This window comes from Symmachiella dynata (assembly GCF_007747995.1).
Classification (GTDB): domain Bacteria; phylum Planctomycetota; class Planctomycetia; order Planctomycetales; family Planctomycetaceae; genus Symmachiella; species Symmachiella dynata.
Genome location: NZ_CP036276.1, coordinates 3,250,744 through 3,276,263, shown reverse-complemented (window position 1 = coordinate 3,276,263; position 25,520 = coordinate 3,250,744). Strand labels below are relative to the sequence as shown.

The 25,520-nt window shown below is 55.0% G+C and carries 22 protein-coding genes; 12 read left to right on the top strand and 10 right to left on the bottom strand.

The window, feature by feature from the left end:
- Positions 1-76: 76 nt before the first annotated feature.
- The 7 genes from Mal52_RS12650 to rpmF form a co-directional block, all read right to left on the bottom strand.
- Positions 77-463, bottom strand: coding sequence for a PilZ domain-containing protein (locus Mal52_RS12650; RefSeq protein WP_145376578.1), 387 nt, complete (start codon positions 461-463; stop codon positions 77-79).
- Complete coding sequence (locus Mal52_RS12645; RefSeq protein WP_145376576.1) at positions 430-1,425, bottom strand: HD-GYP domain-containing protein; 996 nt, start codon at positions 1,423-1,425, stop codon at positions 430-432. The genes Mal52_RS12650 and Mal52_RS12645 overlap by 34 nt, the downstream gene beginning before the upstream one ends.
- Positions 1,426-1,831: 406 nt before the next feature.
- Positions 1,832-3,070: a beta-ketoacyl-ACP synthase II gene (gene fabF, locus Mal52_RS12640; RefSeq protein ID WP_145376574.1), complete on the bottom strand. Its 1,239-nt coding sequence runs from the start codon at positions 3,068-3,070 to the stop codon at positions 1,832-1,834.
- A 3-nt stretch (positions 3,071-3,073) separates the two neighbouring features.
- Positions 3,074-3,304 (bottom strand): acyl carrier protein, encoded by a 231-nt coding sequence (gene acpP / locus Mal52_RS12635; protein WP_145376572.1) that lies wholly within the window; start codon positions 3,302-3,304, stop codon positions 3,074-3,076.
- 257 nt (positions 3,305-3,561) lie between these two features.
- On the bottom strand, positions 3,562-4,467 hold the full coding sequence (fabD, locus tag Mal52_RS12630) for an ACP S-malonyltransferase (protein ID WP_145376570.1): 906 nt from the start codon (positions 4,465-4,467) through the stop codon (positions 3,562-3,564).
- 158 nt (positions 4,468-4,625) lie between these two features.
- Positions 4,626-5,627: a phosphate acyltransferase PlsX gene (gene plsX, locus Mal52_RS12625; RefSeq protein WP_145376569.1), complete on the bottom strand. Its 1,002-nt coding sequence runs from the start codon at positions 5,625-5,627 to the stop codon at positions 4,626-4,628.
- Between the two features lie 440 nt (positions 5,628-6,067).
- Positions 6,068-6,244: a 50S ribosomal protein L32 gene (gene rpmF / locus Mal52_RS12620; protein ID WP_145376567.1), complete on the bottom strand. Its 177-nt coding sequence runs from the start codon at positions 6,242-6,244 to the stop codon at positions 6,068-6,070.
- A 987-nt stretch (positions 6,245-7,231) separates the two neighbouring features.
- On the opposite strand from rpmF, the gene Mal52_RS12615 reads away from it, so the two are divergent.
- The 8 genes from Mal52_RS12615 (at position 7,232) to nusB (ending at position 16,734) form a co-directional block, all read left to right on the top strand.
- Positions 7,232-8,542 carry a beta-ketoacyl-[acyl-carrier-protein] synthase family protein gene (locus Mal52_RS12615; protein ID WP_145376565.1) on the top strand — a complete coding sequence of 437 codons (1,311 nt, stop codon included), beginning with the start codon at positions 7,232-7,234 and terminating at the stop codon, positions 8,540-8,542.
- 173 nt (positions 8,543-8,715) lie between these two features.
- On the top strand, positions 8,716-9,303 hold the full coding sequence (locus Mal52_RS12610; RefSeq protein WP_145376563.1) for a hypothetical protein: 588 nt from the start codon (positions 8,716-8,718) through the stop codon (positions 9,301-9,303).
- Between the two features lie 62 nt (positions 9,304-9,365).
- On the top strand, positions 9,366-10,034 hold the full coding sequence (locus tag Mal52_RS12605) for a DUF1963 domain-containing protein (RefSeq protein ID WP_145376561.1): 669 nt from the start codon (positions 9,366-9,368) through the stop codon (positions 10,032-10,034).
- A gap of 195 nt (positions 10,035-10,229) precedes the next feature.
- Positions 10,230-12,938, top strand: a complete 2,709-nt coding sequence (gene polA / locus Mal52_RS12600) for a DNA polymerase I (RefSeq protein ID WP_145376559.1) — start codon at positions 10,230-10,232, stop codon at positions 12,936-12,938.
- 227 nt (positions 12,939-13,165) lie between these two features.
- Positions 13,166-13,822, top strand: a complete 657-nt coding sequence (gene coaE / locus Mal52_RS12595) for a dephospho-CoA kinase (protein ID WP_145376557.1) — start codon at positions 13,166-13,168, stop codon at positions 13,820-13,822.
- A gap of 398 nt (positions 13,823-14,220) precedes the next feature.
- Positions 14,221-15,615: a transcription termination factor Rho gene (gene rho, locus Mal52_RS12590; protein ID WP_145380633.1), complete on the top strand. Its 1,395-nt coding sequence runs from the start codon at positions 14,221-14,223 to the stop codon at positions 15,613-15,615.
- Positions 15,616-15,722: 107 nt separating this feature from the next.
- The gene (gene ribH, locus Mal52_RS12585; protein WP_145376555.1) at positions 15,723-16,193 is read left to right on the top strand and encodes a 6,7-dimethyl-8-ribityllumazine synthase; all 471 of its coding nucleotides are present in this window, start codon (positions 15,723-15,725) and stop codon (positions 16,191-16,193) included.
- Positions 16,194-16,299: 106 nt separating this feature from the next.
- The gene (nusB, locus tag Mal52_RS12580) at positions 16,300-16,734 is read left to right on the top strand and encodes a transcription antitermination factor NusB (protein ID WP_145376553.1); all 435 of its coding nucleotides are present in this window, start codon (positions 16,300-16,302) and stop codon (positions 16,732-16,734) included.
- A 237-nt stretch (positions 16,735-16,971) separates the two neighbouring features.
- Here nusB and Mal52_RS12575 read toward each other — a convergent pair whose 3' ends face one another.
- Together Mal52_RS12575 and Mal52_RS12570 are read right to left on the bottom strand one after the other, a co-directional pair.
- Complete coding sequence (locus Mal52_RS12575; RefSeq protein ID WP_145376551.1) at positions 16,972-18,447, bottom strand: SDR family oxidoreductase; 1,476 nt, start codon at positions 18,445-18,447, stop codon at positions 16,972-16,974.
- 324 nt (positions 18,448-18,771) lie between these two features.
- Positions 18,772-20,961, bottom strand: coding sequence for an efflux RND transporter permease subunit (locus Mal52_RS12570; protein WP_145376550.1), 2,190 nt, complete (start codon positions 20,959-20,961; stop codon positions 18,772-18,774).
- Positions 20,962-21,516: 555 nt separating this feature from the next.
- Between Mal52_RS12570 and Mal52_RS12565 the strand changes: the two genes are divergently transcribed.
- The 4 genes from Mal52_RS12565 to Mal52_RS12550 all read left to right on the top strand — a co-directional run bounded on the left by Mal52_RS12565 (position 21,517) and on the right by Mal52_RS12550 (position 25,257).
- Positions 21,517-22,704, top strand: a complete 1,188-nt coding sequence (locus Mal52_RS12565) for a phosphoglycerate kinase (RefSeq protein WP_145376548.1) — start codon at positions 21,517-21,519, stop codon at positions 22,702-22,704.
- Between the two features lie 141 nt (positions 22,705-22,845).
- Complete coding sequence (gene purE, locus Mal52_RS12560) at positions 22,846-23,340, top strand: 5-(carboxyamino)imidazole ribonucleotide mutase (protein ID WP_145376546.1); 495 nt, start codon at positions 22,846-22,848, stop codon at positions 23,338-23,340.
- 207 nt (positions 23,341-23,547) lie between these two features.
- Positions 23,548-24,702, top strand: a complete 1,155-nt coding sequence (locus tag Mal52_RS12555; RefSeq protein ID WP_145376545.1) for a sialidase family protein — start codon at positions 23,548-23,550, stop codon at positions 24,700-24,702.
- Between the two features lie 18 nt (positions 24,703-24,720).
- Positions 24,721-25,257 carry a hypothetical protein gene (locus tag Mal52_RS12550; protein ID WP_145376542.1) on the top strand — a complete coding sequence of 179 codons (537 nt, stop codon included), beginning with the start codon at positions 24,721-24,723 and terminating at the stop codon, positions 25,255-25,257.
- Between the two features lie 37 nt (positions 25,258-25,294).
- On the opposite strand, the gene Mal52_RS12545 is transcribed toward Mal52_RS12550, so the two are convergent.
- Complete coding sequence (locus tag Mal52_RS12545) at positions 25,295-25,513, bottom strand: hypothetical protein (RefSeq protein ID WP_145376540.1); 219 nt, start codon at positions 25,511-25,513, stop codon at positions 25,295-25,297.
- Positions 25,514-25,520: the final 7 nt, after the last annotated feature.

Genomic DNA, 25,520 nt, shown 5'->3' with positions numbered 1-25,520 from the left:
AGCAATGCAGTCCCATGATTACGACTTGGTCGCGAAACGTCAAAAGAACAGCGTGGTCGACAACAGTCCCAGCGAATTAGACGAAAAACCCGGCCGCTTCAAAGCAGGCTTCGGCCGTTTGCTTACACCGAACGACCAGCAATTGCTTTTCACCGCAAGGCAGCCACAATTTCAACACCTCGCCCGGGTAGAACTGGTCGGTGTGCAACAGCGCAATACCGGTGCGGGACAAGTCCTTCGTCAGCACCACAGAGCGGCCAATCGCGCGGGGCAGGGCGGGGAGCGTCTGCTCGCTACTCAACAGCGCAGAGGCGGGATAAAAAAACCGAGGGAATCGGCGCAGGTCGTTTGCGACCGGCATCATGGGCCCCCGTTTATTGAGGAACGTCCGCAATGGTGGCGGGAGTTCTAGCTGCCTGGGAATTGTATTTAGCAATTCCGGGACATGATTGACGTCCAACATTTGACCATCCCCGAATCTAGACCACGGCCCGACTCTCTTTCGAGATACGCCAGGACTTCCGTGATATGTTGCCCCCGATGATACGGCCGGTCGCTGGTGAGCGCATCGAAGACATCTACGATGGCGCACAACTGCCCCCAAGGGTGAATCTCATCACCTTTCACCCCGACCGGATAACCTTTTCCATCCATTCGTTCGTGGTGCTGATACACCATCATCAATTGCCCCCACGTCAATTTCTCCCGGCGACAAAGCCGGGCAAATCCTACCGTGGGGTGACTTTGAATAAGTTCGCGCTCTTCGTCGCTGAGTGCATCCGGTTTGGTCAGCAGCTCATAAGGGATGCCGATCTTGCCCACATCGTGCAACAAAGCTCCCGTCGCGATTTCTTCTAGTTGCTCCGGAGCGACAATCCCGATGCCTTTGGCCAACAGAACGCTGTAACTGCAGACATTGGCCGAATGCGTGAACGTATGGAAATCGTGTTTGATCATGGAGAACACATCGTGAGCCACCAAGTCGGCCCGACTCATCAGATTGACCGTATGTCGCCCCATATCGCGAGACGCCTCAACGGTCTCTGACACATCTCCACGCTCAAAGGTCTCTTGCAGACAATCCTGCGTGACCTGATTGAGGATTTGAAAGCGTTGCGTGGCGGGAAGACTCTCGTTTTCAATAAAATTCGACAGATTATCCCGCAAATAACTCTGATAGGCCTGTTGCTCCCCGGTACGGATATACAACCGCTTAACGCCCCGTGCGCGAAGCTTCTCCAAGTCGTCTGCGGTCAGCGGAAAATCGCGGCCGCGAAATAGCCGGTATTGATCCTCTGAGCCATGCTGTTCATAGAGATCGAGTTTGTAGCAACTCGACGGATCCAATGTGGCAATCGGAATCGAGACGTATCGCCGCTCGGGCTTCGGCGATTTAACAGATGTGAGGCAAACAGCGCTCGTCACGACTCTTCTCTCAATCCCAAGAACAGGTGATGACTCGGATGCATCGACCGCATCCAGACTGGAGTCTCACTTCGCGGATTTCTCACTTCGCAGAAGGAAAAAACCATTCAAAGACGCTGGTTTCTACTCGTACGCAAATGATGGTGGTCGCTTTAAAATCGTAGATAACTCTGAAAATAGAGATGGAAACCAAGCGATGTTTCAATCAAACCATAGCCCATATTTGCGGATAAGCATATCCGGTCGACGCGCGCCCTGTCGGCACCATCCGCACAGGCATCACAACCGTACGACTGTCGCATGCAGTTGTCAGGGAATGAACGCAATTATGTGGCTGGGCGCATGAAAAAAGCCGACGGCGAGAGCCGGCGACTTAGGGAAAATCACTATGGGCGACTTTGGAAAATCAGTCCATTTTCCCAATGACTAAACACGCGTTATGCCCACCAAAGCCAAAACTATTCGACAGAACAGCTCTCACCTTTGTGGTTCGCGCCTCATTGGGCACATAGTCCAGATCGCACTCTGGATCGGGATTGTCCAGATTGATGGTCGGTGGCACGGTCTGATGATGCAGGGCCAACGCTCCGACCACAAATTCCACTCCCCCCGAGGCACCTAGCAGATGCCCCAGTTGGCTCTTCGTACTTGAGACGCAGAGTTTTTTGGAGTGCGAGTTGAATACCGACTTGATCGCCGTGGTTTCAGCCACGTCCCCCAAGGGGGTACTCGTTCCGTGAGCGTTGATGTAATCGATCTGATCAAGTTCAAGACGGGCATCCCGCAGCGCGCCGCTCATCGCCCGCGAAGCTCCCGCACCTTCAGGGTCAGGTGCCGTCATGTGCGACGCATCGGCACTCATGCCGTAACCTAAAACTTCGCCGTAAATCGTCGCGCCCCGTTTCCGGGCTCGCTCATATTCCTCAAGCACGACAATGCCGGCACCTTCGGAAAGCACGAAGCCGTCACGGTCCTTATCAAACGGACGACTGGCCGTCTGAGGATTCTCGTTTCGCCGAGACAAGGCATTCATCCGGGCGAAACCAGAAAGGCCCATCGGCGTGATCGCTGATTCACTCCCACCGGTCACCATGATGTCGGCGCGGTCGTCTTGAATCAGCTTAAAGGCATCGCCGATGGCGTTCGTCGCTGAAGCACAAGCTGTCGCGATCGCACTATTGGGACCACGCAAGCCAAAACGAACGGAGATATTTCCGCTCGCCGCATTGACGATCAACTTGGGAATCATGAACGGAGAGACACGATCAGGACCGCGATAAAACAGCTTCACATGTTGCTGTTCAATCTCTTGCAATCCTCCGATACCGCTACCGATCAACACACCATGACGATAAGGATCGCCATCAGTCAGGTCGATCCCCGATGTCTCAAGCGCCTTGTGAGCACCGACGAGAGCAAACTGCGCAAAGCGGTCAATCCGTTTGACATCTCGACTCGAGATGGTCTCAGACGGATCAAATTCGGCGATCTCTCCGCCGAAACGCACTTTGAAATTGGAAACATCAAATCGCCGCAAGGGGCCTACGCCGCTTTTACCGGCGCAGATATTATCCCAAAACTCTGGGATATCATTTCCCAGAGCCGTAACGACTGACATTCCCGTGACGACAACACGCCTGCGCATCGGCTACTTGTGCTCCTCAATGTAGTCGATCGCATCGCCCACAGTGCGGATCTTCTCGTAATCTTCATCCGGAATCGTAACATCGAATTCTTCTTCGAATTCCATGACCAATTCCACGATGTCCAACGAGTCCGCTTTCAAATCCTCGATAAACGCGCTCTCACGGGCAACTTCCTCGCGGGGAGTCCCCAAGTGCTCGCTGACAATTTCAAACACCTTTTCTTCGACTGACACGCAAAACTCCTCTAAGAAAAAAACCGGATTGATTTCGATGTTCGAATCCGGCTGCGGATTCTCGAATCGCCTGGCGCACGCTGGACGCAAAATGTGCGTCGCAAATACATACGTGCGAAGATATACCGCGCTTGTACTTTCTTGTAAACCGTAAACAAATCTTCGCTATGACCGAACCGTCTGGTCGGTCAGGACTGGACTTATCGCACAGCCGATTTCTTATCAGAAATGACGAGCCGCGCCGTCAATTTCCAGCCTCAAGAATCATTGACCGTCTCGCAGGGAACCTTCCGCGCGATCCGCTTCAACAAACCACGTAGAACTTTCCCCGGTCCGACCTCGTAAAATTGGTCAACACCGTCTTGCAGTAAACCACGAATCGAATCTTCCCACAAGACCGGGCTGATCACTTGCCGAACCAATAAATCAGCAATTTCACCGCTTTCATGCGCTGCCGCATCGACGTTAGAGACCACGGGGATCCGCGGCGTAGAAATCGTCACTCCTGCCAACGCTTCCGCCAGCAACGTATCGGCCGGCTTCATTAAATCAGTGTGGAATGCCCCCGCCACGGCCAACGGTGCCGGCTTGCCTCCGGCCGCTTCGGCAAGTTCGGCGATCCGCGCACAGGCCGCTTGCTCGCCCGACACGACGATATTTCCCGGACATAAATAGTTAGCGATCTGGATCGCTCCCGCCGACGAAGCCTCTTGAACCAATTCCTCGACTTGTTCGCGCTGCAGCAACAACAAGCTCACCATTCCCGAGGGAGTCGCTTCAGCAGCCGCCTGCATGGCTTGGCCGCGACGTTGGACCACTTTCAGCCCATCCTCAAAGGACATGGCGCCGGCAAAAACCAATGCGGTGTATTCTCCCAAACTCAACCCAGCGGTCACCGCACATTCGTCAACGACTTCGGGCGACTCCGCACGGAGCATTTCCACAGCGGCCAAACTGCTGACAAAAATCGCAGGTTGGCTAATGTCGGTGGCATTCAGCTTCTCTTGCGGACCTTCGAAGCAGAGCTGTGCCAGATCGAATCCCAGGATTTCTCCCGCCTGCTCGTAGAGTGCGCGTGCGGCGGGATATTTTTCCGATATCGTTTTGCCCATGCCGACGTGCTGAGCGCCTTGGCCGGGAAATAAAAATGCAGTTTTGCTCACAGATTCATCCCTGTTGTGATCTGACTGAAATGCAATGGCCCAAACTGTAAATGCCCAAAAGGCAATTGCACCGGACCGAAAGCGTTATCCCCACGGCAAGCCAATCGCAATAGAAAACCACTCAGCGGGCCTCCTTGCTCTTGGCGACCGACGCGCGACTAAGAGACTTTGTGTGCGGCAATCGCTTCGACGATCTGTGAATTGATGCGGCGGTCGCGGAACGTCGTTGCCACGCGCAATGCATTGGTGATCGACTGTGCGTTGCTTGAGCCATGACCGATAATACAAATTCCGTCGATCCCCAACAACGGAGCACCACCTGACTCATTGTGCACAAAACGCTGACTCATCTTCCGTAACAAATTGCCCGCATGTTCGCGCTCGGAGGAAAGATTCTCGACCACGGTTTTCGCCACGGTCCCCAACATCATTTGGGCCACACCTTCGCTGACTTTCAGCACGACGTTCCCCACGAATCCCTCGCAAATAATCACGTCCGCTTCACCTTGGTAAACACCGCGGCCCTCGACATTGCCGATATATCGATCTTTCAATGGTCGAGTGGACAACAACGCGTGCGCTTCCTGCACAAGCTCGGTCCCTTTTCCGTCCTCGCTGCCGATGTTCATCAACCCGACACGGACGTCTTGGACCTCCAACACTTCGCGGGCGTAAATCTCGCCCATAATCCCGTATTGGTAAAGGTGTTCAGGCCGCGCCGCCGGATTGGCCCCCACATCCATCAGCACCGATTGGCCGGCAATCGTCGGCACCGCGACCGCGATGCCGGGGCGCTTCACCCCTTTGAGAAACAAACGCGTCCTCAGGCCTGCTGCCACGACCGCGCCGGTATGGCCGGCACTGACCACAGCGTCGACATCGCGACTGGCCATCATTTGCCAACAGACGGCAATCGAACAATTGGGTTTGCTGCGGAGCGCGTCGGTCGGCTTTTCGCACATCTCGACGACACCGTCCGCGTGTCGGATTTCCAACCGCTCTCCGGAATACCCCGACTTTCCGACGAGATCTTCCAGCAATCCCTCTTCACCCACCAAGACGACCTCCAGATTCGGGTCACCTTGAAGAGCTGCGATTGCACCATCAATATTCGGCTGTGGGGCGTGATCGCCGCCCATCGCGTCCAATGCCGTACGCATGCTGCTGCCTTATCGGGCTGACACTGCCAAGCCCACGCGCCAAATCATGACGCCTGGACGTTCTAAGAACTGATCGACTAACTGGTTTCCAAACCGTGTGAGGCGCCGTTGGGGCTGTTCGTTACATTGAAGGGCCAAACAAGCACCACGCAGCTTTAAGCATGCTGAAATCTGGCCGGCAACGCGCCGTTCCAATGTTTCAACAGACGGCCAATTGTCGTTTCGCGACAACAATCTTTTTTGCCGGATCGAGCGACCAACACCTCGTCGCCTCCGATCACAACTCCACGATCTCTGGCCACTCTTCAGGAGCCCCATCAACGCAAAGCTGTTAGCAATCAAGCCCCCCAAGCACTATTCCCACACGCGAAAGAGCGTGCCGTTCCGCACCAGGATGAACCCCACTACTGTGATACGATCAACGACTTTACCTAGGGACGTTATTCATCGTCGACCAAAGTCCGACCATGATAATACCCGCAATTCGGACAGACGGCGTGGCTCTTCGTCGCCGTACCGCACTGAGCGCAGTAGTTGATCTGAGCCGGTTTAATCGCATTGTGACTGCGGCGTTTTGCCGAACGCGAATGTGACTGTTTTCTCTTAGGAACTGCCATGAATCAACTGCCGTAAAACATTGTGGTTAAGCGGGTTGCAAACGAAACCCAAACGCTTCGCCGGCTCACCTTGGGGAACGACACCAAGACCGCAACGGTCCCAATGCAACATCGAAAGACATTCAGTAGAATTAGCTGTCTGCAAGCGCGCATTTTGCGGAACTCGCACGAAAACTTGGCCTCGCAAACTAAGATCTTGCCCCAGACCAAGCCCTAATCCATATCAGGCCAGTATCTTAGGCCCCATCATGGCTACATGTCAAGCAACCCGCACCACCGTAGAATACAGCGAGGCGGAACCGCAACCAAAAGCGATGTTCACCATTCAGCCACACAATATAGCCACCGACTAACTAGGGAGAAAACACTGAATTCCCAGGCGAAAAACCACAACACCCCAAACCGACGGCTTGCCGTCGCGGACGGCGCTGTTTGTTGAGCAGTGTGACCCAATGATTTCCAACGTCATACAATCTGCAGGTACATTCAGTATCGAAATTTCCAATGCCTGCCGTGCATTTGAACCACAATAAGCCTCGCCGCATAAAAAAATTGTGCCGGATGCAAGACTTTGAAACGTTCATGCCACAGGGAAGGTTTCCTAAATGTCCAAGCTGATTCCCCCCATTCTGGTAAAGGGGGGGTGGCCGAACAGGCTTTAAGCCTCAAAAGACCATCCTGAAGAACTCCCACCACACGTATCTCAATTCCTGTGGGGGCACCGAGTTGCACCGGTATCGCGTTTCAAAATTCGGTGCGACCAATTCGCGCAGACGCCGGTTGCTTCCAAACCCCTAATTCCGATATACTTTGGACAAAATATCGGTGGGAACCTGGGTCGGGATATCGAAATCGAAATGCTGGATTGAAGTGCTGTTCATTGCATTTCACTCGCTCACGACCGCTGCGCAACCATCACCCGGGCAGTGCAATTCTGCTTAACTCCCTGTAAGAAAAGCATTTACGCTTGCGAGCGAGAACACACCCATGAGTGACGGTCACGAATCCCGAACCAACGTCGTCATCACCGGCGCCGGCGTCGTCAGCCCTATCGGGATCGGTCTGGAAGCGTTCACCGACAGCCTATTAAACGGCAAAAGCGGCATTAGCGAGTTCCAACTCTTTGAAGAGGGAATCCTACCGTCGCACATCGGCGGCGAAGTCTCCGACTTTAACAACGAGACGGTGCGGAACTTCCTCCCCAAAAAGGGGCGCCGAAGCCTCAAAGTCATGTGCCGCGAAATCCAACTCGGTGTCGTCGCGTCACACCAAGCGATCGAAAATGCCGGCGTTAGCAATGGCGAAATCGCCTCGGAACGCTTCGGTGTGGAATTCGGCGCCAACTTGATGTTCAGCCCGCCCACCGTCCTGAAGGATGCCTGCCTCAGTTGCTGGGATCTCGATGAGAACAATTTCCACTTCGAAGAATGGGGCACGACCGGCCTCAGCAAAATGGAACCGCTGTGGCTATTGCAATACTTGCCCAACATGCCGGCCTGCCACATCGGAATTTTCTACGATCTCCGCGGCCCCAGCAACTCACAAACTATGGACGAAGCTTCCGGCAATATTGTGCTGGGAGAAGCAGTGCGGATCATCGAACGCGGCGCCGCCGATGCGATGGTCGCTGCTGCGACAGGAACGCGACTGCATCCCGTAAAGACCGTTCACGCGGTGATGTGGGATACGGTCGCCAAAGCCGACAACCCGGCCGAAGCCTGCCGCCCGTTTGAGAAAAACCGCAGCGGCCAGGTCATTGCCGAAGGAGCCTGCTCGCTGATCCTCGAATCCGAAGAGCATGCCAACGCACGCGGCGCGAACATCCTCGGCCGCATCCTGGGAACCGGCACCGCCTGCGTAACAAGCCCCAACTTGATTGGCGACACGAAAAAATCGTTGGTGATCGCCATGCAAAAGGCACTCAAGAGCGCCGGCCTAACTCCCGACGACATCGGCCACATCAATGCACACGGCCTGGGCGTGATCGAAACCGACCGCGACGAAGCGGCCGCAATCAACGAAGTCTTCGGTGGCTGCAAAAACCCGGTCCCGGTCACATCGCTGAAGAGCTACTTCGGAAACTCCGGCGCCAGCTGCGGCATGCTGGAAATCGCCGGTTCACTCATGGGCCTGCAATCCGGTGTCGTCCCCCCCACGCTGAACTACGACACCCCCGACCCCGAATGCCCAATCAACGTCATCTCCGGCGAACCGCTGAAAACGGAAAACCGCACGTTCCTAAACATCGACGTCACTCGCCAAGGCCAAGCCAGCGCAGCGGTCATCCAAGCGAACTAGGGCAGGGCGGCTGTGTAGTGGCGGGTTTCTTAGCCACGGATTGAACACGGATCAAACACAGATTTGATGCCGGGTGTTTGTGCATTCGTATTCCGAGGCGTTTGCGGTCGTTGGTCTATGCGACCAGCGTGCAGGATTGAGGATTGCCGCACGTCCAAGCTGGAGCTCCTAACATGTTTCAGGGATTCGACAATGTTTTCCGCTTTTCGCAAAATCACTCTAATAGAAGTTTCCACGCGGATCTGATCGGCGATGAAACCACTGGTGAAGCACTGTTACGCGGAGAGTGGGTTCCGAAGACAACCCTGCCGGCCCACTGGGCGATGGGCAAAGCCGAACCGCTAGACATCGCCTGGGGACGCCATACCGCTTGGTACTATATAAGCCCCAAGGTGCTGCAATTGTTTAAACAGCACGGCATCACAGGATGGTCAACCTATCCTATCGAATTGCACAACAAGTCCGGCGAAGTCTACCCGGGATACGCCGGACTCAGCATTACAGGCCGCTGTGGTCCAATCAATGAGCAGGGCGGAGAAGTTGTGCCAGGACAGAAGGAGGGGAAAAAGTTTATCCGACGCATTGGGCTCTTTTTCGATGAATCCACATGGGACGGCTCTGATTTTTTCTGCCCTGAAGGAAACAATACTTATAAATTCGCAACCGCGCGTGTCAAAAACCTTCTCGATGAAAATAACATTCGCGGGCTGGTGTTTTCGCCCTTAGCGGAGACAACTTGGATTGCGCGGCCCCAAAAATAGCTTGAGACTCACAGTTTCCCCCACCACTCCTGAATGATCACAGCACAACTTTAGGGCAGACGATGCCAGCAAAGAAAATTATTCAGTTTCACGCAGTCGAGCAACCAATCACAGAGGCCGTTACAAAATTCGGTGGGCAGCCAGTTTGGATTGACGAACCCGAGTGGCCGCTCAGCGAGTCACAGGATGAACCAATGATGTTTATTGGTCAAATCGCGATCGAACCGGAACTCTTTCCTGATGCCCAAGGGAAAATGGCCTATCTCTTCATGACGGACAGTGAAGAACATGGCAGCAACACGCCAACCTGGGATCCTGACGGCGGGGAGAATGCGATTGTCATTCAGCCCGGTGGAGAGGTTTGGGTGGAGACCGAGCCGCTGAGTGAGGGGCCAACATTGAACCTAAGAGGGCCGTCATCGACGAGCCCACGGGAGTATCGAGTCACGTGCGTCGAGGGATATGATGCAGATTTTCTCCCCGCACATGAGCAAAGTGATCTGTCACAAGCTGAAAAAGAAACGAAGTTCGGAAAACTCGAAGAAAGCAAAATTGGCGGAACTCCTATTTTCATTCAGAGCGACGAATTCCCCGGCGACGATTGGCAATTACTCTTTCAACTCTATTCGGACAATGTCCCATTTGATTTGCACTTTGGCGATTCGGGAATTGGCTACGGATTTATTTCCGCAGATGGTGATGAAGGAAAATTCCTCTGGCAGAGCTTTTAGGAATCTTTTGGGAGTACATAACGACACCATTGACGTGCAGGAGCGTCGGCTTGACCACACACACTCACCTGCTGCGACGGCGCCATGAATTCCCGTTGCGTGTACATGCCGCTGGGCAACTGGTTTAATACCGGCTGAGGGGCTTTGTTTTTCGCCCTCGTTATCCACCAGCCGTCCCTGCCTCGTGAGCCATCTATGACGTCTCAGCCGCGATCTTTTTATATCATCGATACCTTTTCGTTAATCTTTCAAGTCTTTCACGCCTTGCCGGAGATGACCAGTCCACAGGGGCAGCCGACCAATGCGGTCTATGGCGTGACGCGGGATTTGATCACGATTCTTCGTGACCGCAAGCCCGATTGGCTGATTGCTGCGATGGATGTACGGGGGGAGAACAAACGCAACGAGATTTATACCGAGTACAAAACCAACCGCTCGGCGATGCCCGAAGAATTGGTGCCGCAAATCGCGATGATCGAAGAGTTGTTGGCCGGGTTCGGCGTGCCGGCGTTGGGGATTCCCGGCTGGGAGGCGGACGACGTGATTGCCACGCTGGTCGAGATGGTCGCCGACCAGGATGTCGAAGTCACGGTGATTACCAGCGACAAGGATATCCGGCAACTGCTCAGCCCCAAGGTGAGGCTGTACAACTTCCGCAAGAATCAATATCTCGACGAAGCGGACCTGATGAAGGATTGGGGCGTCAGGCCGGAGCAGGTGGTTGATTTCCAAGCTTTAGTAGGGGACTCCATCGACAACGTACCGGGCGTCCCGCTGGTAGGCCCGAAAAAGGCGAGTGCTCTGATCGAAAAATTCGGGACACTGGAAGATATCCTCGCCCACGCCGACGAAGCGCCGGGGGCAAAACTGCGGGAAAACCTCAAGACATTTGCCGATCAGGCCCGCGTTAGTAAAACGCTCGTGACTTTGCGGCGAGATTTGCCGCTCGAGGTCGATTGGGATGCCGCCAGGGCAGGGCAGTTGCAACTGCCGGTGCTACAAGAATTCTTCCAACAATGCGGATTTCGCCGCTTCATCGATGAGATCAAAACGCTCGCCCCAGAAGCCGCAGCACCAGCCCCCCCGCCAGCGGTCGAGCGTTCTTGGAAATTGATCGACGATGCCGACAAGTTCAGCGAATTCCTCGCACAGCTTGAGCAACAAACACAGTTCTGCGTCGATCTAGAAACGACCGGACTCGATGCCGTCCGCGCGGACATCGTCGGCTGGGCATTCAGTTGGGACGGTGCGGAGGGTTTCTATCTGCCCGTGCAAGCTCCTGACGGACAGGCAACTTTGGATGCGGATGAGGTTCGCGATGCCCTGCGTCCGATTTTGGAAAATCCCGAAATCGAAGTCTGCAATCAAAACATCAAATACGACATGCTGGTGTTGCGGCGGGCGGGGATTGAGTTGCGAGGCGTGGGTGTCGATTCGATGGTCGGGAGTTACCTGCTCGATGCGGGGGCGCGGAGTCACGGCTTGGATGAACTTGCTCGGCGGTATCTGCAACACGAGATGATCCCCATCAGCGAGTTGATCGGCAAAGGCAAATCGCAAATCAAAATCTCCGAAGTCGATGTCGACAAGGTCGGTGAATACGCGGCAGAGGATGCGCAAATCGCCTGGCAACTCACGCAGCGTATTACAGCGGAATTGAAGAGAGAGGAGCTATGGGATCTGTATTGGGACCTGGAGCGGCCGCTGATCAGTATTTTGACCGACATGGAGTTTCGCGGGATCCGCATCGACGTCGAACTCCTGAAGTCCCTGAGTGTCGAATTCACTGAACGCTTGCAGACGATCGAAGCAGAGATCTACGAAGAAGCGGGGCACGAATTCAACATCGCCTCGACCAAACAGTTGGCGGTCGTGCTGTTCGAAGAACTCGGACTGCCGGTTATCAAAAAAACGAAAACCGGGGCGAGTACCGATCAGGAGGTGTTGGAAAAGCTGGCGCTACAGCATTCCTTGCCCGCCAAACTGACGGAGTTTCGCCAACTCAGCAAGCTGAAAAGCACCTACGTCGATGCACTGCCCGAAATGGTCAATCCCGACACCGGCCGCATTCACGCGTCGTTTAACCAGGTGGTAGCGGCCACGGGGCGGCTTAGTTCCAGCGATCCGAATTTGCAGAATATACCGATTCGCACCGATGCGGGCCGACGGATTCGTCAGGCGTTCATTCCGGGCGAACCGGGTTGGAAGTTGTTGTGTGCGGACTATTCTCAGGTGGAATTGCGGATGTTGGCACATTTCAGCCAGGACCCGGCATTATTGGCGGCATTTGAGCGCGGCGACGACATTCACACGGCTGTCGCAGCTGAAGTGTTCCACGTCGCCCCCGAAGCGGTCGATTCGGACATGCGGCGGATTGCCAAAGCGGTCAACTTTGGCGTGATTTACGGCCAGAGTCCCTACGGACTGGCTGTTAACCTAGGCATCAGCCAGGCAGAAGCTTCCGATTTTATCGAGGGCTATTTTAGCCGTTACGAAGGAGTCGACAAATTTCTGCGGAAATTACTGGAACGTTGTTCTCAAAACGGATATGCTACGACTATACGTGGACGCCGTCGTGAAATACGCGGTATCCGCTCCGGCCTGGGCCGCCAACGAAATCTTCCTGAGCGAACCGCAATCAACACGGTGATTCAGGGATCCGCGGCGGATCTCATCAAACAGGCCATGATTCAAACCCACCAACGTATCCAACAGGAACAGCACAGCGGTGTGATGCTCCTGCAAATCCACGATGAACTGGTTTTCGAAGTTCCCGAAACAGACTTAGGGAGTTTGAGCGAACTTGTTCGAGAAGAAATGGAATCGGCCCTCAATCTGGATGTCCCCTTGAAAGTCGACCTCAGTGTTGGAAACACATGGTTGGATGTCGAGAAACTAGATTGATAGCCTCAAGGGCCACTAAAACCGAGCCGAAAACCTCAGTCGATATTTTTGAAGCCCCTCCAACATACGGCGGATCAGCGCACGACATTTCGCCTTCCATTCAGCCACTGCCCCAAGGATGTTTTACGGGCGAACGCCAACTAACAACGGCAGACAGATCTGTAACAGCAAACAGATCTCCGCTTTTCGACGATCACCATTCAAACTCCCTAGTTTAGTTCGATCACTTGTCAAACCCTTCCAGGACCAACCGTGGGACAGTTCCCATCATCGGCATTGTCGGTGGAATCGGATCCGGTAAGAGTTCGGTCGCCCGTCAATTGCACGAAACAATGCCAGTTGCTGTTGTCGACGCCGACAAGGCCGGCCATCAAGTCCTCACCGAACAAACAACGAAACAGGCCCTCAGGGCGCGTTTCGGCGACGAAATTTTTCACGAACAAGGAGACATCAATCGTCCCGCATTGGGGCGGCTCGTGTTTGGAACAGATCCGGAGTCCAAAACCGCGAAAACAGACCTCGAATCGATCGTGCATCCGCGGATCGGTGAGATATTGCGAGAACAAATCGCCGCAGCCCAGGCCCAGCCGGGAATCATGGCGGTCATCCTCGATGCGGCGGTGCTGTTAGAAACCGGTTGGAAGGAATTTTGCGACACTGTCGTGTTCATCGACGTCCCGGAGGATATCCGCCGCAACCGCGTAATACAGAATCGGAATTGGACTGCGGAGGAATTCGCGGCCCGAGAGGCCAATCAACTTCCATTAGAGACTAAAAAACAATTATCAAACCACATCGTCGACAATTCAATGACCGTTGAAGTCGCTGCCCAACAACTGCGGCAAATCGTCGCGAAGATTGTCGGGAGTTCAGCGAAGAGCTAATATGAAACACGGGTGTTCCAGAGACTTGGCGGAAATGATGCGAGCCAAAATCGGAGTATCTCTCCTTTCAGAATGTCCACCACATCCGGCACGGAAGCTCGCGACCAAAAATCATGCCTTACGTGAAACCAGCACGTTTCACCTGCCTAGCGCGGAATTCCAACCTACAAATCCACCAAACCGTTTATTCCATGGTGTTGCTGCCACAAACCGGCGGCAACAATCCAAGTCGCTTATTTCGCCCACCCTCAATGGATTCCATCCATTCGGTCATTCGACCACCAACCAGAAAGTCTTGAACAATGGCCAAGTCCACTAAGCCTCGCAGCCCCAAAAGCGAGCAAACCGGCTCCGGCTCCACCTCCACTGTTGAGGGAGCAGGGCCTTTGAGTGCCGCCATGCGGCGCGATTCGAGCGGTTCGCAATCCTCGACAGTCGGAAGCGACAATCGCTCTGACGAGAACGTCAGCCGCGCCGACCGCATTCGCGCCAACTCAGCCGATGAACGCTACGAAGAGATCAAACGGGGTGACATCCACATCGCTGAATTACAGCGGATGACGATGAAGGAATTGCTCACCCAAGCCCGGCTGGAGCAGGTCACCGAATATTCCGGACTCAAAAAGCAGGATCTGATTTTCAAGATCCTCAAAGAACGCACCAAACTCAACGGCTTAATGTTCGGCGAGGGAACCCTGGAAGTGCTTCCCGATGGTTTTGGCTTTCTTCGCAGTCCGGATTACCATTACCTGCCTTGCCCAGACGATATTTACGTCTCCCCCAGTCAGATTCGGCGGTTCGGACTGCGCAACGGTGCCATCGTCGCCGGCCAGATTCGTCCTCCGAAGGAAAACGAGCGTTACTTCGCGCTGTTACGCGTCGAAGCCATCAACGGCCAAGACCCCAACTTGCTCACTGAGAAGGTCTTCTTCGACGACCTAACGCCGCTACACCCCGAGACACGCTTGCGACTGGCCGCCGAAGCCAGCGTGCTCAGCACGCGTGTTGTCGACATGATCGCTCCGATTGGTATGGGACAACGCGGACTGATCGTTTCGCCACCGCGGGCGGGTAAAACGATCTTACTGCAACAATTGGCCCAAGCCGTGCTTGCCGCACATCCGGATGCCTACGTGATTATGCTGCTGATTGACGAGCGGCCCGAAGAAGTCACGGAGATGGAACGACACGTCAAAGGACACAATTGCGAGGTCATCAGCAGTACATTCGATGAGCCGCCCAGTCGGCACATTCAGGTCTCTGAAATGGTCATCGAAAAGGCCAAGCGGATGGTTGAATATGGCCAGAACGTGGTGATCTTTCTGGATTCCATCACACGGTTGGCCCGTGCTTGGAACACCGAAGTTCCCCACTCCGGAAAAATCCTCTCCGGTGGTGTCGATGCCAATGCCCTGCAGCATCCCAAACGTTTCTTCGGGGCCGCTCGGAATGTCGAAGAAGGGGGCAGCCTGACGATCGTGGCGACCGCTCTGGTCGACACCGGCAGCCGCATGGACGAAGTCATCTTCGAAGAATTTAAGGGAACCGGTAACACCGAGTTGCACTTAGATCGCCGTATGGTCGAAAAACGGATTTGGCCGGCGATCGACGTCAACCGCTCCGGCACCCGCCGCGAAGAATTGTTGATCGACGAAGACGAACTGCGACGCATTTGGATTTTGCGACGCGTCCTCAACGACATGAATCCGGTCGACGCCATGGAACTGTTGGTCAACCGCATGCAACGCACCAAGACCAACCAGGAATTCCTGCTGAGCATGAACCTCAGCTAGAACCTGAGCCTGACCGCTTTGAATTCATTGAGTTGACCGTGATCGCTGAACTGCGAAATGGCGGCGGCTCTCTCTCCGAAGAATGATTGTTTCATAAAGACCACCCCATGCCTGAAGAAATCCAAGGTGATTTGCTGTCCGCCGCTGGCCGGTTTGCCATTGTCGTTGCCCGCTGGAATGAACTGGTGACCCGCCTGATGTTGGACGGGGCCATCGACACACTGCACCGGCATGGCGTCGCCGACGACCAAATCACCGTCGTCTGGGTCCCGGGATCCTTTGAAATCCCTATTGTCGCTGACAATCTCGCCCGCAGTGGAAACTACGCCGGCGTTTGTTGCCTCGGAGCGGTGATCCAAGGGGAAACAACTCATGATCAATATATTAACCAACAAGTGGCCGCAGGCATCATGCAAGCGGGCCGCGAAACCGGGGTCCCGGTGACGTTTGGCGTGTTGACTTGCCAGAACATGGAACAGGCTCAGGACCGCGCTGGTGGCAAGGCGGGCAACAAAGGCCGCGACGCCGCGCTGGCTGCTATTGAAATGGCCAATTTGATGGCTAAGCTAAGAGGTTAGCCGGAGATGATTCGGCAACATTGAAAAACAGACTTGCATTCTTCCAGTCCCTCCCCCCTAATTGCCGCAAGCGGCAATTCCTTCCAGCTTGAGGCTAAGGCTTTTCATGGCGCGTCGCAGCCGGGCACGAGAAACGGCCCTCCAACTGCTCTACCGACAGGATCTCAATCCCGCCGGCAATTTAGAGTCTGCCGGTGAATTCATCGAGGAACGGCTTGAAGACCAAGCCTTGCGCGATTTTTGCTGGAAACTATTCACCGGTGCGCTGGAATGGCGCAACGTCATCGATACGCGCATCGAAGAAGTGGCCGCCAACTGGTCGCTGCGGCGAATGGCGCCGACCGATCGCAACGTGTTGCGTCTCGGCGCCTACGAGTTGCTCTATACCGATACGCCCAATCGGGTGGTGATCGACGAATCCTTAGAGCTGGCTAAGAAATTCGGCAATGCACAGTCGTCGCAATTCGTTAACGGGATCCTGGACCAATTGATGCCCACCCTGACCGACGAATCCCCCGACGCTCCAACGCAAGCGATGTAACAAGAATCCGCCAGCGGCTAATAAAACTTCAGTTCGGGTGCCTCTTAGACTTCAGTACGGGTGCCACTGGCGGCTTGCCCGCCAGTGCCGTGTAAAGCTGAGCTTCCCCCTACTCAGGGACGTCGGTTCACGTGCCAACGACGGACGTGTCGTCAGTGGCACCCTGAATCGGAGCGACGCTATACTCAACTGAGCGCTGCAGCAGTAAGAGGGTAGTGACAATGTCCAAGGGAGGGGTTATTTCCCCACACCCGAGCCACGGACAATTTCGTCGAAAATGTCCACCAGTTCCGAGCGGGACAGCCCGTTGCCGTCGATCACCAATTGCCCTTTATCCAGGGCGGAGCTGGCTGATTCTTGGCCGGTTGCCAAAGTGGCGAAGGTGTCGGAATCCAGTCGGTAGACGGCGGTGCATTTTTGGTCGCGGCCGACATCAGCCCCCACCAGCTTGCCATCTTGCAGCATCAGGTGCCAAGCGCCCCCGCCACCTCCGGTAACTTCCAGTCCCAGGAGATGCGCGTCGGCTTGGCCGTTTGTTTGTTTTTCGCCGGCATCCACCAACGGTTTGAGGTGTTGATGCGGGTCGAAATCGAGGTCAACCCGTTTGTCACGACCACCGCCGAAGTTACTGTCGATCGCCACCTTAGACATCCGCAACAACATTTCGCGGTCCACGTCGGGGCAGGGCAGGTGCGGCATGGCGGTTAAGGTGTTTGTGCAATCAAACGTCGGGTCATCCCGCCAATACGAGTTGTAGACGTGAATGTTGTCGTTGAAGATTTGCTCGGCCTCGCCCCAATCGTCGATTTCCGCATCTTCGCCCACGAACTTCGCACTATAAAACCGCGTCGCGTCTTCTAAAATATCGCTCACCAGACGAATCGTCGCCGGATGCCGCGGCGTGAGATGGTAGGTTTGACCGTGCAGTTCCGGGTGCGTGACGATATGGGTCGTTGCCGCACTGACCCAATCCACAGGGACTAGATTCTTGGATTCGTTGCCGGAAAGTTCGAACCGCGCAATGGAACGCACGCGACCGGTGTCGTCCGGCTCCATCGAGCGGACCAGGGTGTAGGCCAATTGCAAAGCGGCGTAAAACCCGTGGTAGGTGCTTGTGTAGCCGGTTTGGGAATCGCCGACAATAATCGCTGGGCGACAGATAGTGAGGTCATCAATGAATGACGCCGCATGCACCATTTTTTCGGCGTCGATTTTGCTCATTTCATAATCGTTGCCCCGTTCCTGCCCCACATCCAATTCCGTTTCAAGCACGCGGCCTTCACGGAGCCCGCACACATAAGCGGTCGACATGTGCAAGAACTGGCGGATGCCTGTCTTTTCACACAGATCCAAAACGTGCCGCACCCCTTGGATGTTTGAACGCCAAGGTTCGCTTTCGGGTCCTGTACTGTGGAAGGTCAAACTGGCGGCATTGTGAATCATGCCGGTGCAGTGCTCTTCGACCCACTTAACCGAGCGGTCATCCAGCCCCAGGTTTTCCTGGCTGATGTCCCCCTCCAAGACCACCGGCCGGGGCATGGCATGCCCCAGACGCTCTTCCCAGAAAGCCATCATTTGCTCAACACGTTGACGCACCGAAGCCTTCCGCGTTGGGCGGACGAGCACCGCCAACGGGACATCGGCTTGCATCAAGTCACGAATCAAATAACGGCCCAATAGGCCAGTGGCACCGGTCAGTAACTGGTAGGACATACAAGGGCTTCCGAAATCAGTGAGAAGAGATCAAGCGTTCCAAAGGGACGAGTCGCGCGTGCTGTCGAATTTGTGCAGTATGACGAAACCAGGTTGTGGTTGTAGATTACCGCGAAAAACTAAGGGTCAGGATACGCATCCGCGAGATTTGAAACCTCTCAACAGAGAAAGAGGTCCAACACCTGGCGTCCTCTCGTTTGCGAGAAAGACAATTGTCTCGGTTGCGGGAACGATTTCAAGACGTATCTTAAATTTGCGAAAGGCAAGCTCTCAACGAAAAGTATCGACGTGCAGAGTGTTGATTCAGAGCGAAACTCTCGGCGGTCATGCGACCCTATCGGCCAATACAGCCGGTTCAGGCGTTGTTGGCAGCCTGTGTGGACCCGCTAATTCCGCTTTCTCCGACTCTTGTTGACGGAGACGACTCGGGCGGAGGCACAACAGTGCTGGCAATAATACCAAATCGCCAACCAAGGCCGCAATCAACAGCGAGCACATCAACAGGCCAAACCGGGCTGTCGGTGCAAAGCTACTCAGAGTCAACGCCAGCATGCCGATGCTGGAGATCAGGGCCGCCTTAAAGATCGGGACCCCGGTTTGCCGTAGTGCCTCACACGACGCCTGAGAGGAGGAGACTCCTCGGTTGAACTGCGTTTGATAGTGCACGAGAAAATGGAAGGTGCCGTCCACTGCAATTCCCAAAGCGATGCTACCGGACATCATCATACCGATGTCGACCGGCATTCCGACCCAACCCAGAATTCCATACACAATACAAATCGGCGTCAGATTAGGAATCATCGCCACCATGGCCGTTTTCCAAGACCGCAACGAAACGACCATTACGCCGGTGATGATCAAAAACGCCATCAAAAAGCTCTCGTGAAACCCTCGAAAGATCTCCTGCTGAGCATGGTTCAGCATGGGGGCGATGCCGGTAAAGCGGACAGGCAACCCTTCGGCCCGTGCTTGCAGTTGCTCGAAGATTTCGTGCTGCGACAATCCTTCACTGGTGCTAATTCGCGCGGAGATCCGCCACAGCCGTTCGCCATCGGCGATATATTCGTTGTGCTCCCGCTGCGATTCGGCGCGTTTCAAAAGCCGTCCCAGCGTAAACGGGTTTTGCGGCATCTCGGAGGGGAAGAACGACGCCGAGGAAATCGTGTGCCGTACGGCGGGATGACCGGCGATCACCGCTTCGATTTCACGTACCTTTTCCAACCGCTGGGTAAATGGCAGGTCGTTATTACGAAATTCAACGACCGCTTCGATCGAGTCGATGTTTGTGAGCTGAGCTTCCACACGCTGTGCGTCGGTCAGGACTTTGCTGTTTTTGGGAAGAAAGTCGAGCGGATCGATCTTCGTTTCGATCGACATCAATCCCACACAGGTCGCCATGATCATGGTCACCGTAGCTGCTGAGACGACTTTGCTGTGTGTCGAGATCCAATCTCCCAGTCGAGAAATGATCGCTGCGCCTTGCTCTTCAGATTGAGCCTGCGGTGGCCAGATCGTCATCAAAGCGGGCGTTAAACCCAACCCGGTAATCAATGCCACCACCGAGCCCCATGCAGCAGCATAACCGAATTGATTGACGGGGAGGATGTCGCTGACCGCCAACGAAACCAGACCGATTGTCGTGGTCAACGTCGCCAAGCAGCAGGGCTTCCAGGCAGTTTTTAATGCCTGCCCCAATGGGTCGTCGTCCTCTAAAGCGGCGGTGTAGTAATGCATGAAGTGAATCGAAACCGCCAACGTAAAAATCATCACCATCACCGACAACGCGCTGAGGATGAAGTTCATTTCCCCACCGGCAACGTGGATCCCCGCTAACGTCAATTGAATGGCCCAAATGGTCAGTCCAAGCAGCGCGAGTGACAATTGCCATTGCCGCGTGGTGTAAGCCAATAAACCCCAACAGACCAACAAGGTGATGAAAAAGAATTTCTGGTTTTCTTCTTCACTCCCCAAGCGGTCCAATTCAGTCACGATGACCGGCGCGCCGGCCAGACGGACCTGATCGCCGCGGAGTTGGCAATACTCCAACACACCGGTCACGGCATCGACCGTCTTTGCACGATCGCCGTATCCTTCGGGGGACAACAAGCAAATCAATCCCACCAAACGGCCGTCTTGGGAAAGGGTCAATCCCTTCAGCCGCGATTCCGCTTCGACGTCGTCAACGCCGAAGCTGGTCATAATGGCTTGCATCCGTCCGGGAGACCAACATTTCCGCACACTGTCGAGACGTTCCAGCCGTTCGCAAACCGCTTCGACCAGCACGTCATCTTTCGATGTGTTTTCAATACCGACGACGATGAGTTCTTCCACACCAAAGTCGCGTTTGAATTCCTCATAGTTGGAGCGGACTTCGGAATCGCGAGGCAGCCAGGTCTCGATGTCGTTGTTGGCCGGCAATGTTTGTGCTTTGACAAACAGCAATGGAAATGACAACAGCGTGAGGAGGAGCAACTTGCCGCTGTGTTTTTGATAAAACTCGGAAAGGGTCGACAAAGCCACGTCCTCTCAGTTGTTGTTAATCGCTGTATCGTTACCGTGTACGAGCTGTTTACCGGCGTAACCGCAGCCAAGTTCGAGCCGCAGGAAGCTGGACGGACGGTCAGTCGTTCTCTCAGTAAACAGATCGTGTCTGGGGCGTAAAGATCCCCGAGACGACGACACAGTCATAACACGTATATTTGTATTTCAGGGGCCGTGCCGCGCAGTTGGCGGGCAGGGGAGTATCAGCTGGGGCTATATACTCCTATCGATCTTCCACAAGCTGTCCCGCAAGTCCAAACCGGGAATTACCCGTAGCGTCGTTCTGGGACGATTCAACAACGCGCATGACCGCTATACCTTCACAGCCTTTTGCAAATTCGGCCGGCTGGAGCGCCGCTCGTACATTCCAATCGTTCGTTAGGTCCGCTATACAACGCATTCCTCAACAGAGGTCACCGATCACTTGCAATCCCAGTGAGGGTGTCTAGGATTGTCCACTCCACACGTCGGCCATTCTTCTGCATCGCACGGGCCGGCGACCTAGTTGACAGAAGGGCAACAGAGACTATGGCAAAAAAGACAATCGCTGACATCGATCCCTCCGGAAAAACTGTTTTGATGCGGGTCGATTTCAACGTTCCGCTCGATGATAATCAAAATGTGACTGATGACCGCCGCATCAATATGGCACTCCCCTCGATCAAATCGGTGATTGAGCGTGGCGGGCGCGTAATCCTGATGAGCCATTCGGGGCGGCCCAAAGGTGACGGCGGCGACGCCAAATACAGCCTCAAGCCAGCCGCTGCCAAACTGGCCGAACTGCTCGGACAAGAAGTCGCCTTTGCCACCGACACGATCGGCGACGATGCAGGGGCCAAACGGGCTGCGCTGGCCGATGGTGGAGTTCTGGTGCTGGAAAATCTGCGGTTCAATGCTGGTGAAAAGTCCGGTGATGCCGATTTCGCCGCCGCCTTGGCCGACGGGGCCGACATTTATTGCAACGACGCGTTCGGCACTTGCCATCGCACCGATGCCTCGATGGTCGCCGTCCCGCAAGCCATGGGAGACAAGCCCAAGGTTTCTGGTTTTCTGGTCGCTAAAGAGATTCAATACCTCAGCGACGCCATCGCCAAACCGGAACGTCCGTTTGTAGCGATTTTAGGCGGAGCTAAGGTTTCTGACAAAATCACCGTCATCGAAAACCTGCTCGGCATCTGTGACAAAGTCCTCATCGGCGGAGCGATGGCGTATACGTTCTCACTCGCCCAAGGGGGCCAAGTTGGCGGCAGTCTGGTCGAAAAGGATAAAGTCGATCTGGCCAAACAATTGATCGAGCGCGGCGGCGACAAATTGATGCTGCCGGTCGACACGCATTGCGGCGACGCGTTCAGCAGTGACTGCAACAAGGTTGTGGTCGATGCTGGTAAAATCCCCGACGGTTACGAAGGCCTCGACATCGGACCGAAGACGGCCGCGATTTACGCCGAAACGGTCAAAGCCGCCAAAACGATCGTCTGGAACGGTCCGATGGGCGTCTTCGAAATGCCCCCCTTCGATGCCGGCACCAAAGCGGTCGCTCAGGCGATTGCCGATGGAGACGGAACCAGCATCATCGGCGGCGGGGACAGCGCAGCCGCGGTTCAGCAACTTGGCTTTGCTGAACAGGTGTCGCACGTCAGCACCGGTGGTGGCGCCAGTTTGGCGATGCTCGAAGGCCAAGAGTTCGCCGCCGTCAACCTGCTCGACGACAAATAGCCCCACGTGAAACAACAGTAGGGCCAGTTTTTTCCCGCTCAGCAGATTTAAGCAACCACACAGGCGGACGAGCCACCTGTGGAACCCCATAGTGGTCATTCCTGGACAGGACTGTTCCACATAAATAAAGGAGCAACGGTTATGAGCAATAGCGATAAACCCCTCGTGGGAATCATCATGGGCAGCTCGTCGGACTGGGACACGATGAACCCGGCTGTCGACATGTTTAAAGAATTCGACATCCCCTTTGAATGCCGCGTGATGTCGGCGCACCGCACACCGGCGGTCGTGACCGAGTTTTCTTCCACTGCCGAAGAGCGGGGTGTCGAAGTCCTCATCGCCGGGGCAGGGGGAGCCGCGCACTTGGCTGGTGTCGTCGCCGCCCACACGGTCTTGCCGGTATTGGGTGTACCGATCGAAAGCAAACTCAACGGCCTGGACTCGCTGCTGTCGACTGTACAAATGCCCGGTGGTATCCCGGTCGGCACATTGGCCATCGGCAGCGCCGGCGCCAAGAACGCCGCATTGTTGGCGATCCGCATCATGGCCTGCAGCCGGCCGGAGTTGCGGAAAAAAATCCACGCTTTCAACGCCAAGCAGGCCGAAAAAGTGATGGCAGCCGAATTGCCGGTTTAAAAAACGCTCCCTCCCCCATCCCAAACCGATGGCTTCGCCGTCGTAATCCGCACGATGTGTGCATGGGATGTCTGCAGTGCAGCCCCACACCCTCATTGATCTGGGGGTGGACGGGCTGGCACGGACGTGCGTTTTTCAGAGCGAGCGGGTACATTGGAATTGACCAACGATCTCAACCTCCCCCACGCATTTACGGAGCGAATTCCCATGGGTCGCGGCTTGTTTTGTCTGCTCAGTCTGAGCCTGCTTTGTGCCAATCCGGTTTTCACCCGTGCCGACGAACCCCAGGTCGAGAAAAAAATCGTCGTGTTCGGTGAGGAGGGCAAGTTCGGCGGCTGGCCGGCCAATCATGGCATGTGGATTTGGGGAGACGAAATTCTCGTTGGATTCAGCACCGGTTCGCACAAAGACTTGGGCAAAGAACGTCACAACATCGATCGTCAAAAACCAGAGTATCATGTCTTAGCGCGCAGTCTGGATGGCGGTGAGACTTGGAAGATGGAGTTCCCCAACGACAAGGGGATGCTTATCAACCAAGGCGGCATGCGACACGGCACGACCGATCCGAAGCATACCGAACCGACTCCGGCCGACATCACAGAACCGATCGATTTCACACATCCCGATTTCTGCATGACAATGCGGTTCCAGAATGTGCATGGCGGGGTTTCGCGGCTGTACTATTCCTACGACCGTGGGCACACTTGGAAAGGCCCGTTCAAAGTCCCCGACTTCGGGCAACCGGGCGTGATGGCCCGCTCGGACTACATCGTCAACGGCCCCAAGGACTGTCATGTCTTTCTGACCGGTTCGAAATCCAACAACGAAGAAGGCCGCGTCTTTTGCGGCCGCACGACCGATGGCGGATTGACCTGGAAGTTCTTGTCCTACGTCGGCCCCGAACCCAACGGATTTTCGATCATGCCTTCGACCGTGCGGTTATCGCCGAACAAATTGGTGATGACCACTCGCCGCCGTGAAGGGCTGGGCGAAGACAAGCACCGTTGGATTGACACCTGGGAGTCAAACGACAATGGCGCCAGTTGGACGTACCTGAACAACGCCGTCGAAGATGTCGGCGAAGGCAACCCGCCAGCAATGCTCCGGCTGCAAGACGGACGGCTGTGCGTGACCTACGGCGACCGCAAGGCCCCGTTTCAAGTTTGCGCCAAGTTCAGCAGCGACGAGGGAAAAACCTGGAGCGCACCGTTTGTGCTAGATACCAACGCCGGCGGCCGCGACCTAGGCTATCCTCGCACAGTGCAGCGTCCCGACGGCAAATTAGTAACGACGTATTACATCTACTATCAGGACAGTCCGTACCGCAAGATCGTAGCGAACATTTGGGACTGCGGGATGTGATGCGTGGACGGAGGGACTATGGTGTTCTTCGTGGGAGATTTCCATCAATCTAAAGTCGCCTGGTCTGGCTTGACTCAAGTTGTTCACGTCGTCTACGTGATAATGACCGTCTTCTGGCCCGTTTGCATTGGTGTTTGCCTCATAGGCTTTCTTCTGGGGTATTCTGCGCGCAGCCGCAAACCGGAACTGCATCGTTCGTCAGCTATACGCGTTGCTGCATTAACGTCGTGGTTCGCATTCGCGGGGTTACTTTGGATTCGATATCGCTGGATAATCGCGCGGGACAACCCCGATTGGCCAAGGCCATGGCCGTATCCAGACACCGTGTTGTTGGCCTTTCACAATTGGCTAGATGCTCAATTGCCGGCCGGCTCCGGACAATTGAAACTCCACGCCGAGTATTACAATGTACTTGGAATCATTCATGTCTGCGGAATGGTGGCCCTGGGAATTGTCATGGTGTTTGTGGGAATCATCTCGCCTCGGATTTTGAGTGGAGAAACCCAGCGCGCTAACTCGCTTGAATCAAGAACGTATCCAAATCCTGGCAATTAGTCGATTTGCGAAGGTTGGCCGTACGGTCGAGTTAACTTCAGTCTATTGTGCAGGACTGAAGATGCTCCAGGACCTCTTGTGTCGTATGCCTTGGCTCATCCGATTCCATACGGCCCTTAGCGATAGCGATTTCTTCAGTTGCAGAGTTCGCTGAAATGAATCCGAGAAGGTTCCCTTGGCTATCGCGAACTTCGACCCTCCCGGAGGTCTTGTGAATGATTTTCGCTTGCTCTTCGTTAACGACGATGTGGACCATGACAAAT

Excerpts from the sequence above, each read along its gene's own strand:
- Mal52_RS12650 (WP_145376578.1), bottom strand. The coding sequence starts at position 463 with ATGTTGGACGTCAATCATGTCCCGGAATTGCTAAATACAATTCCCAGG.
- fabF (WP_145376574.1), bottom strand. The coding sequence starts at position 3,070 with ATGCGCAGGCGTGTTGTCGTCACGGGAATGTCAGTCGTTACGGCTCTG.
- plsX (WP_145376569.1), bottom strand. The coding sequence starts at position 5,627 with ATGCGTACGGCATTGGACGCGATGGGCGGCGATCACGCCCCACAGCCG.
- rpmF (WP_145376567.1), bottom strand. The coding sequence starts at position 6,244 with ATGGCAGTTCCTAAGAGAAAACAGTCACATTCGCGTTCGGCAAAACGC.
- Mal52_RS12615 (WP_145376565.1), top strand. The coding sequence starts at position 7,232 with ATGAGTGACGGTCACGAATCCCGAACCAACGTCGTCATCACCGGCGCC.
- Mal52_RS12610 (WP_145376563.1), top strand. The coding sequence starts at position 8,716 with ATGTTTCAGGGATTCGACAATGTTTTCCGCTTTTCGCAAAATCACTCT.
- Mal52_RS12605 (WP_145376561.1), top strand. The coding sequence starts at position 9,366 with ATGCCAGCAAAGAAAATTATTCAGTTTCACGCAGTCGAGCAACCAATC.
- polA (WP_145376559.1), top strand. The coding sequence starts at position 10,230 with ATGACGTCTCAGCCGCGATCTTTTTATATCATCGATACCTTTTCGTTA.
- rho (WP_145380633.1), top strand. The coding sequence starts at position 14,221 with ATGCGGCGCGATTCGAGCGGTTCGCAATCCTCGACAGTCGGAAGCGAC.
- ribH (WP_145376555.1), top strand. The coding sequence starts at position 15,723 with ATGCCTGAAGAAATCCAAGGTGATTTGCTGTCCGCCGCTGGCCGGTTT.
- nusB (WP_145376553.1), top strand. The coding sequence starts at position 16,300 with ATGGCGCGTCGCAGCCGGGCACGAGAAACGGCCCTCCAACTGCTCTAC.
- Mal52_RS12575 (WP_145376551.1), bottom strand. The coding sequence starts at position 18,447 with ATGTCCTACCAGTTACTGACCGGTGCCACTGGCCTATTGGGCCGTTAT.
- Mal52_RS12565 (WP_145376548.1), top strand. The coding sequence starts at position 21,517 with ATGGCAAAAAAGACAATCGCTGACATCGATCCCTCCGGAAAAACTGTT.
- purE (WP_145376546.1), top strand. The coding sequence starts at position 22,846 with ATGAGCAATAGCGATAAACCCCTCGTGGGAATCATCATGGGCAGCTCG.
- Mal52_RS12555 (WP_145376545.1), top strand. The coding sequence starts at position 23,548 with ATGGGTCGCGGCTTGTTTTGTCTGCTCAGTCTGAGCCTGCTTTGTGCC.
- Mal52_RS12550 (WP_145376542.1), top strand. The coding sequence starts at position 24,721 with ATGGTGTTCTTCGTGGGAGATTTCCATCAATCTAAAGTCGCCTGGTCT.
- Mal52_RS12545 (WP_145376540.1), bottom strand. The coding sequence starts at position 25,513 with ATGGTCCACATCGTCGTTAACGAAGAGCAAGCGAAAATCATTCACAAG.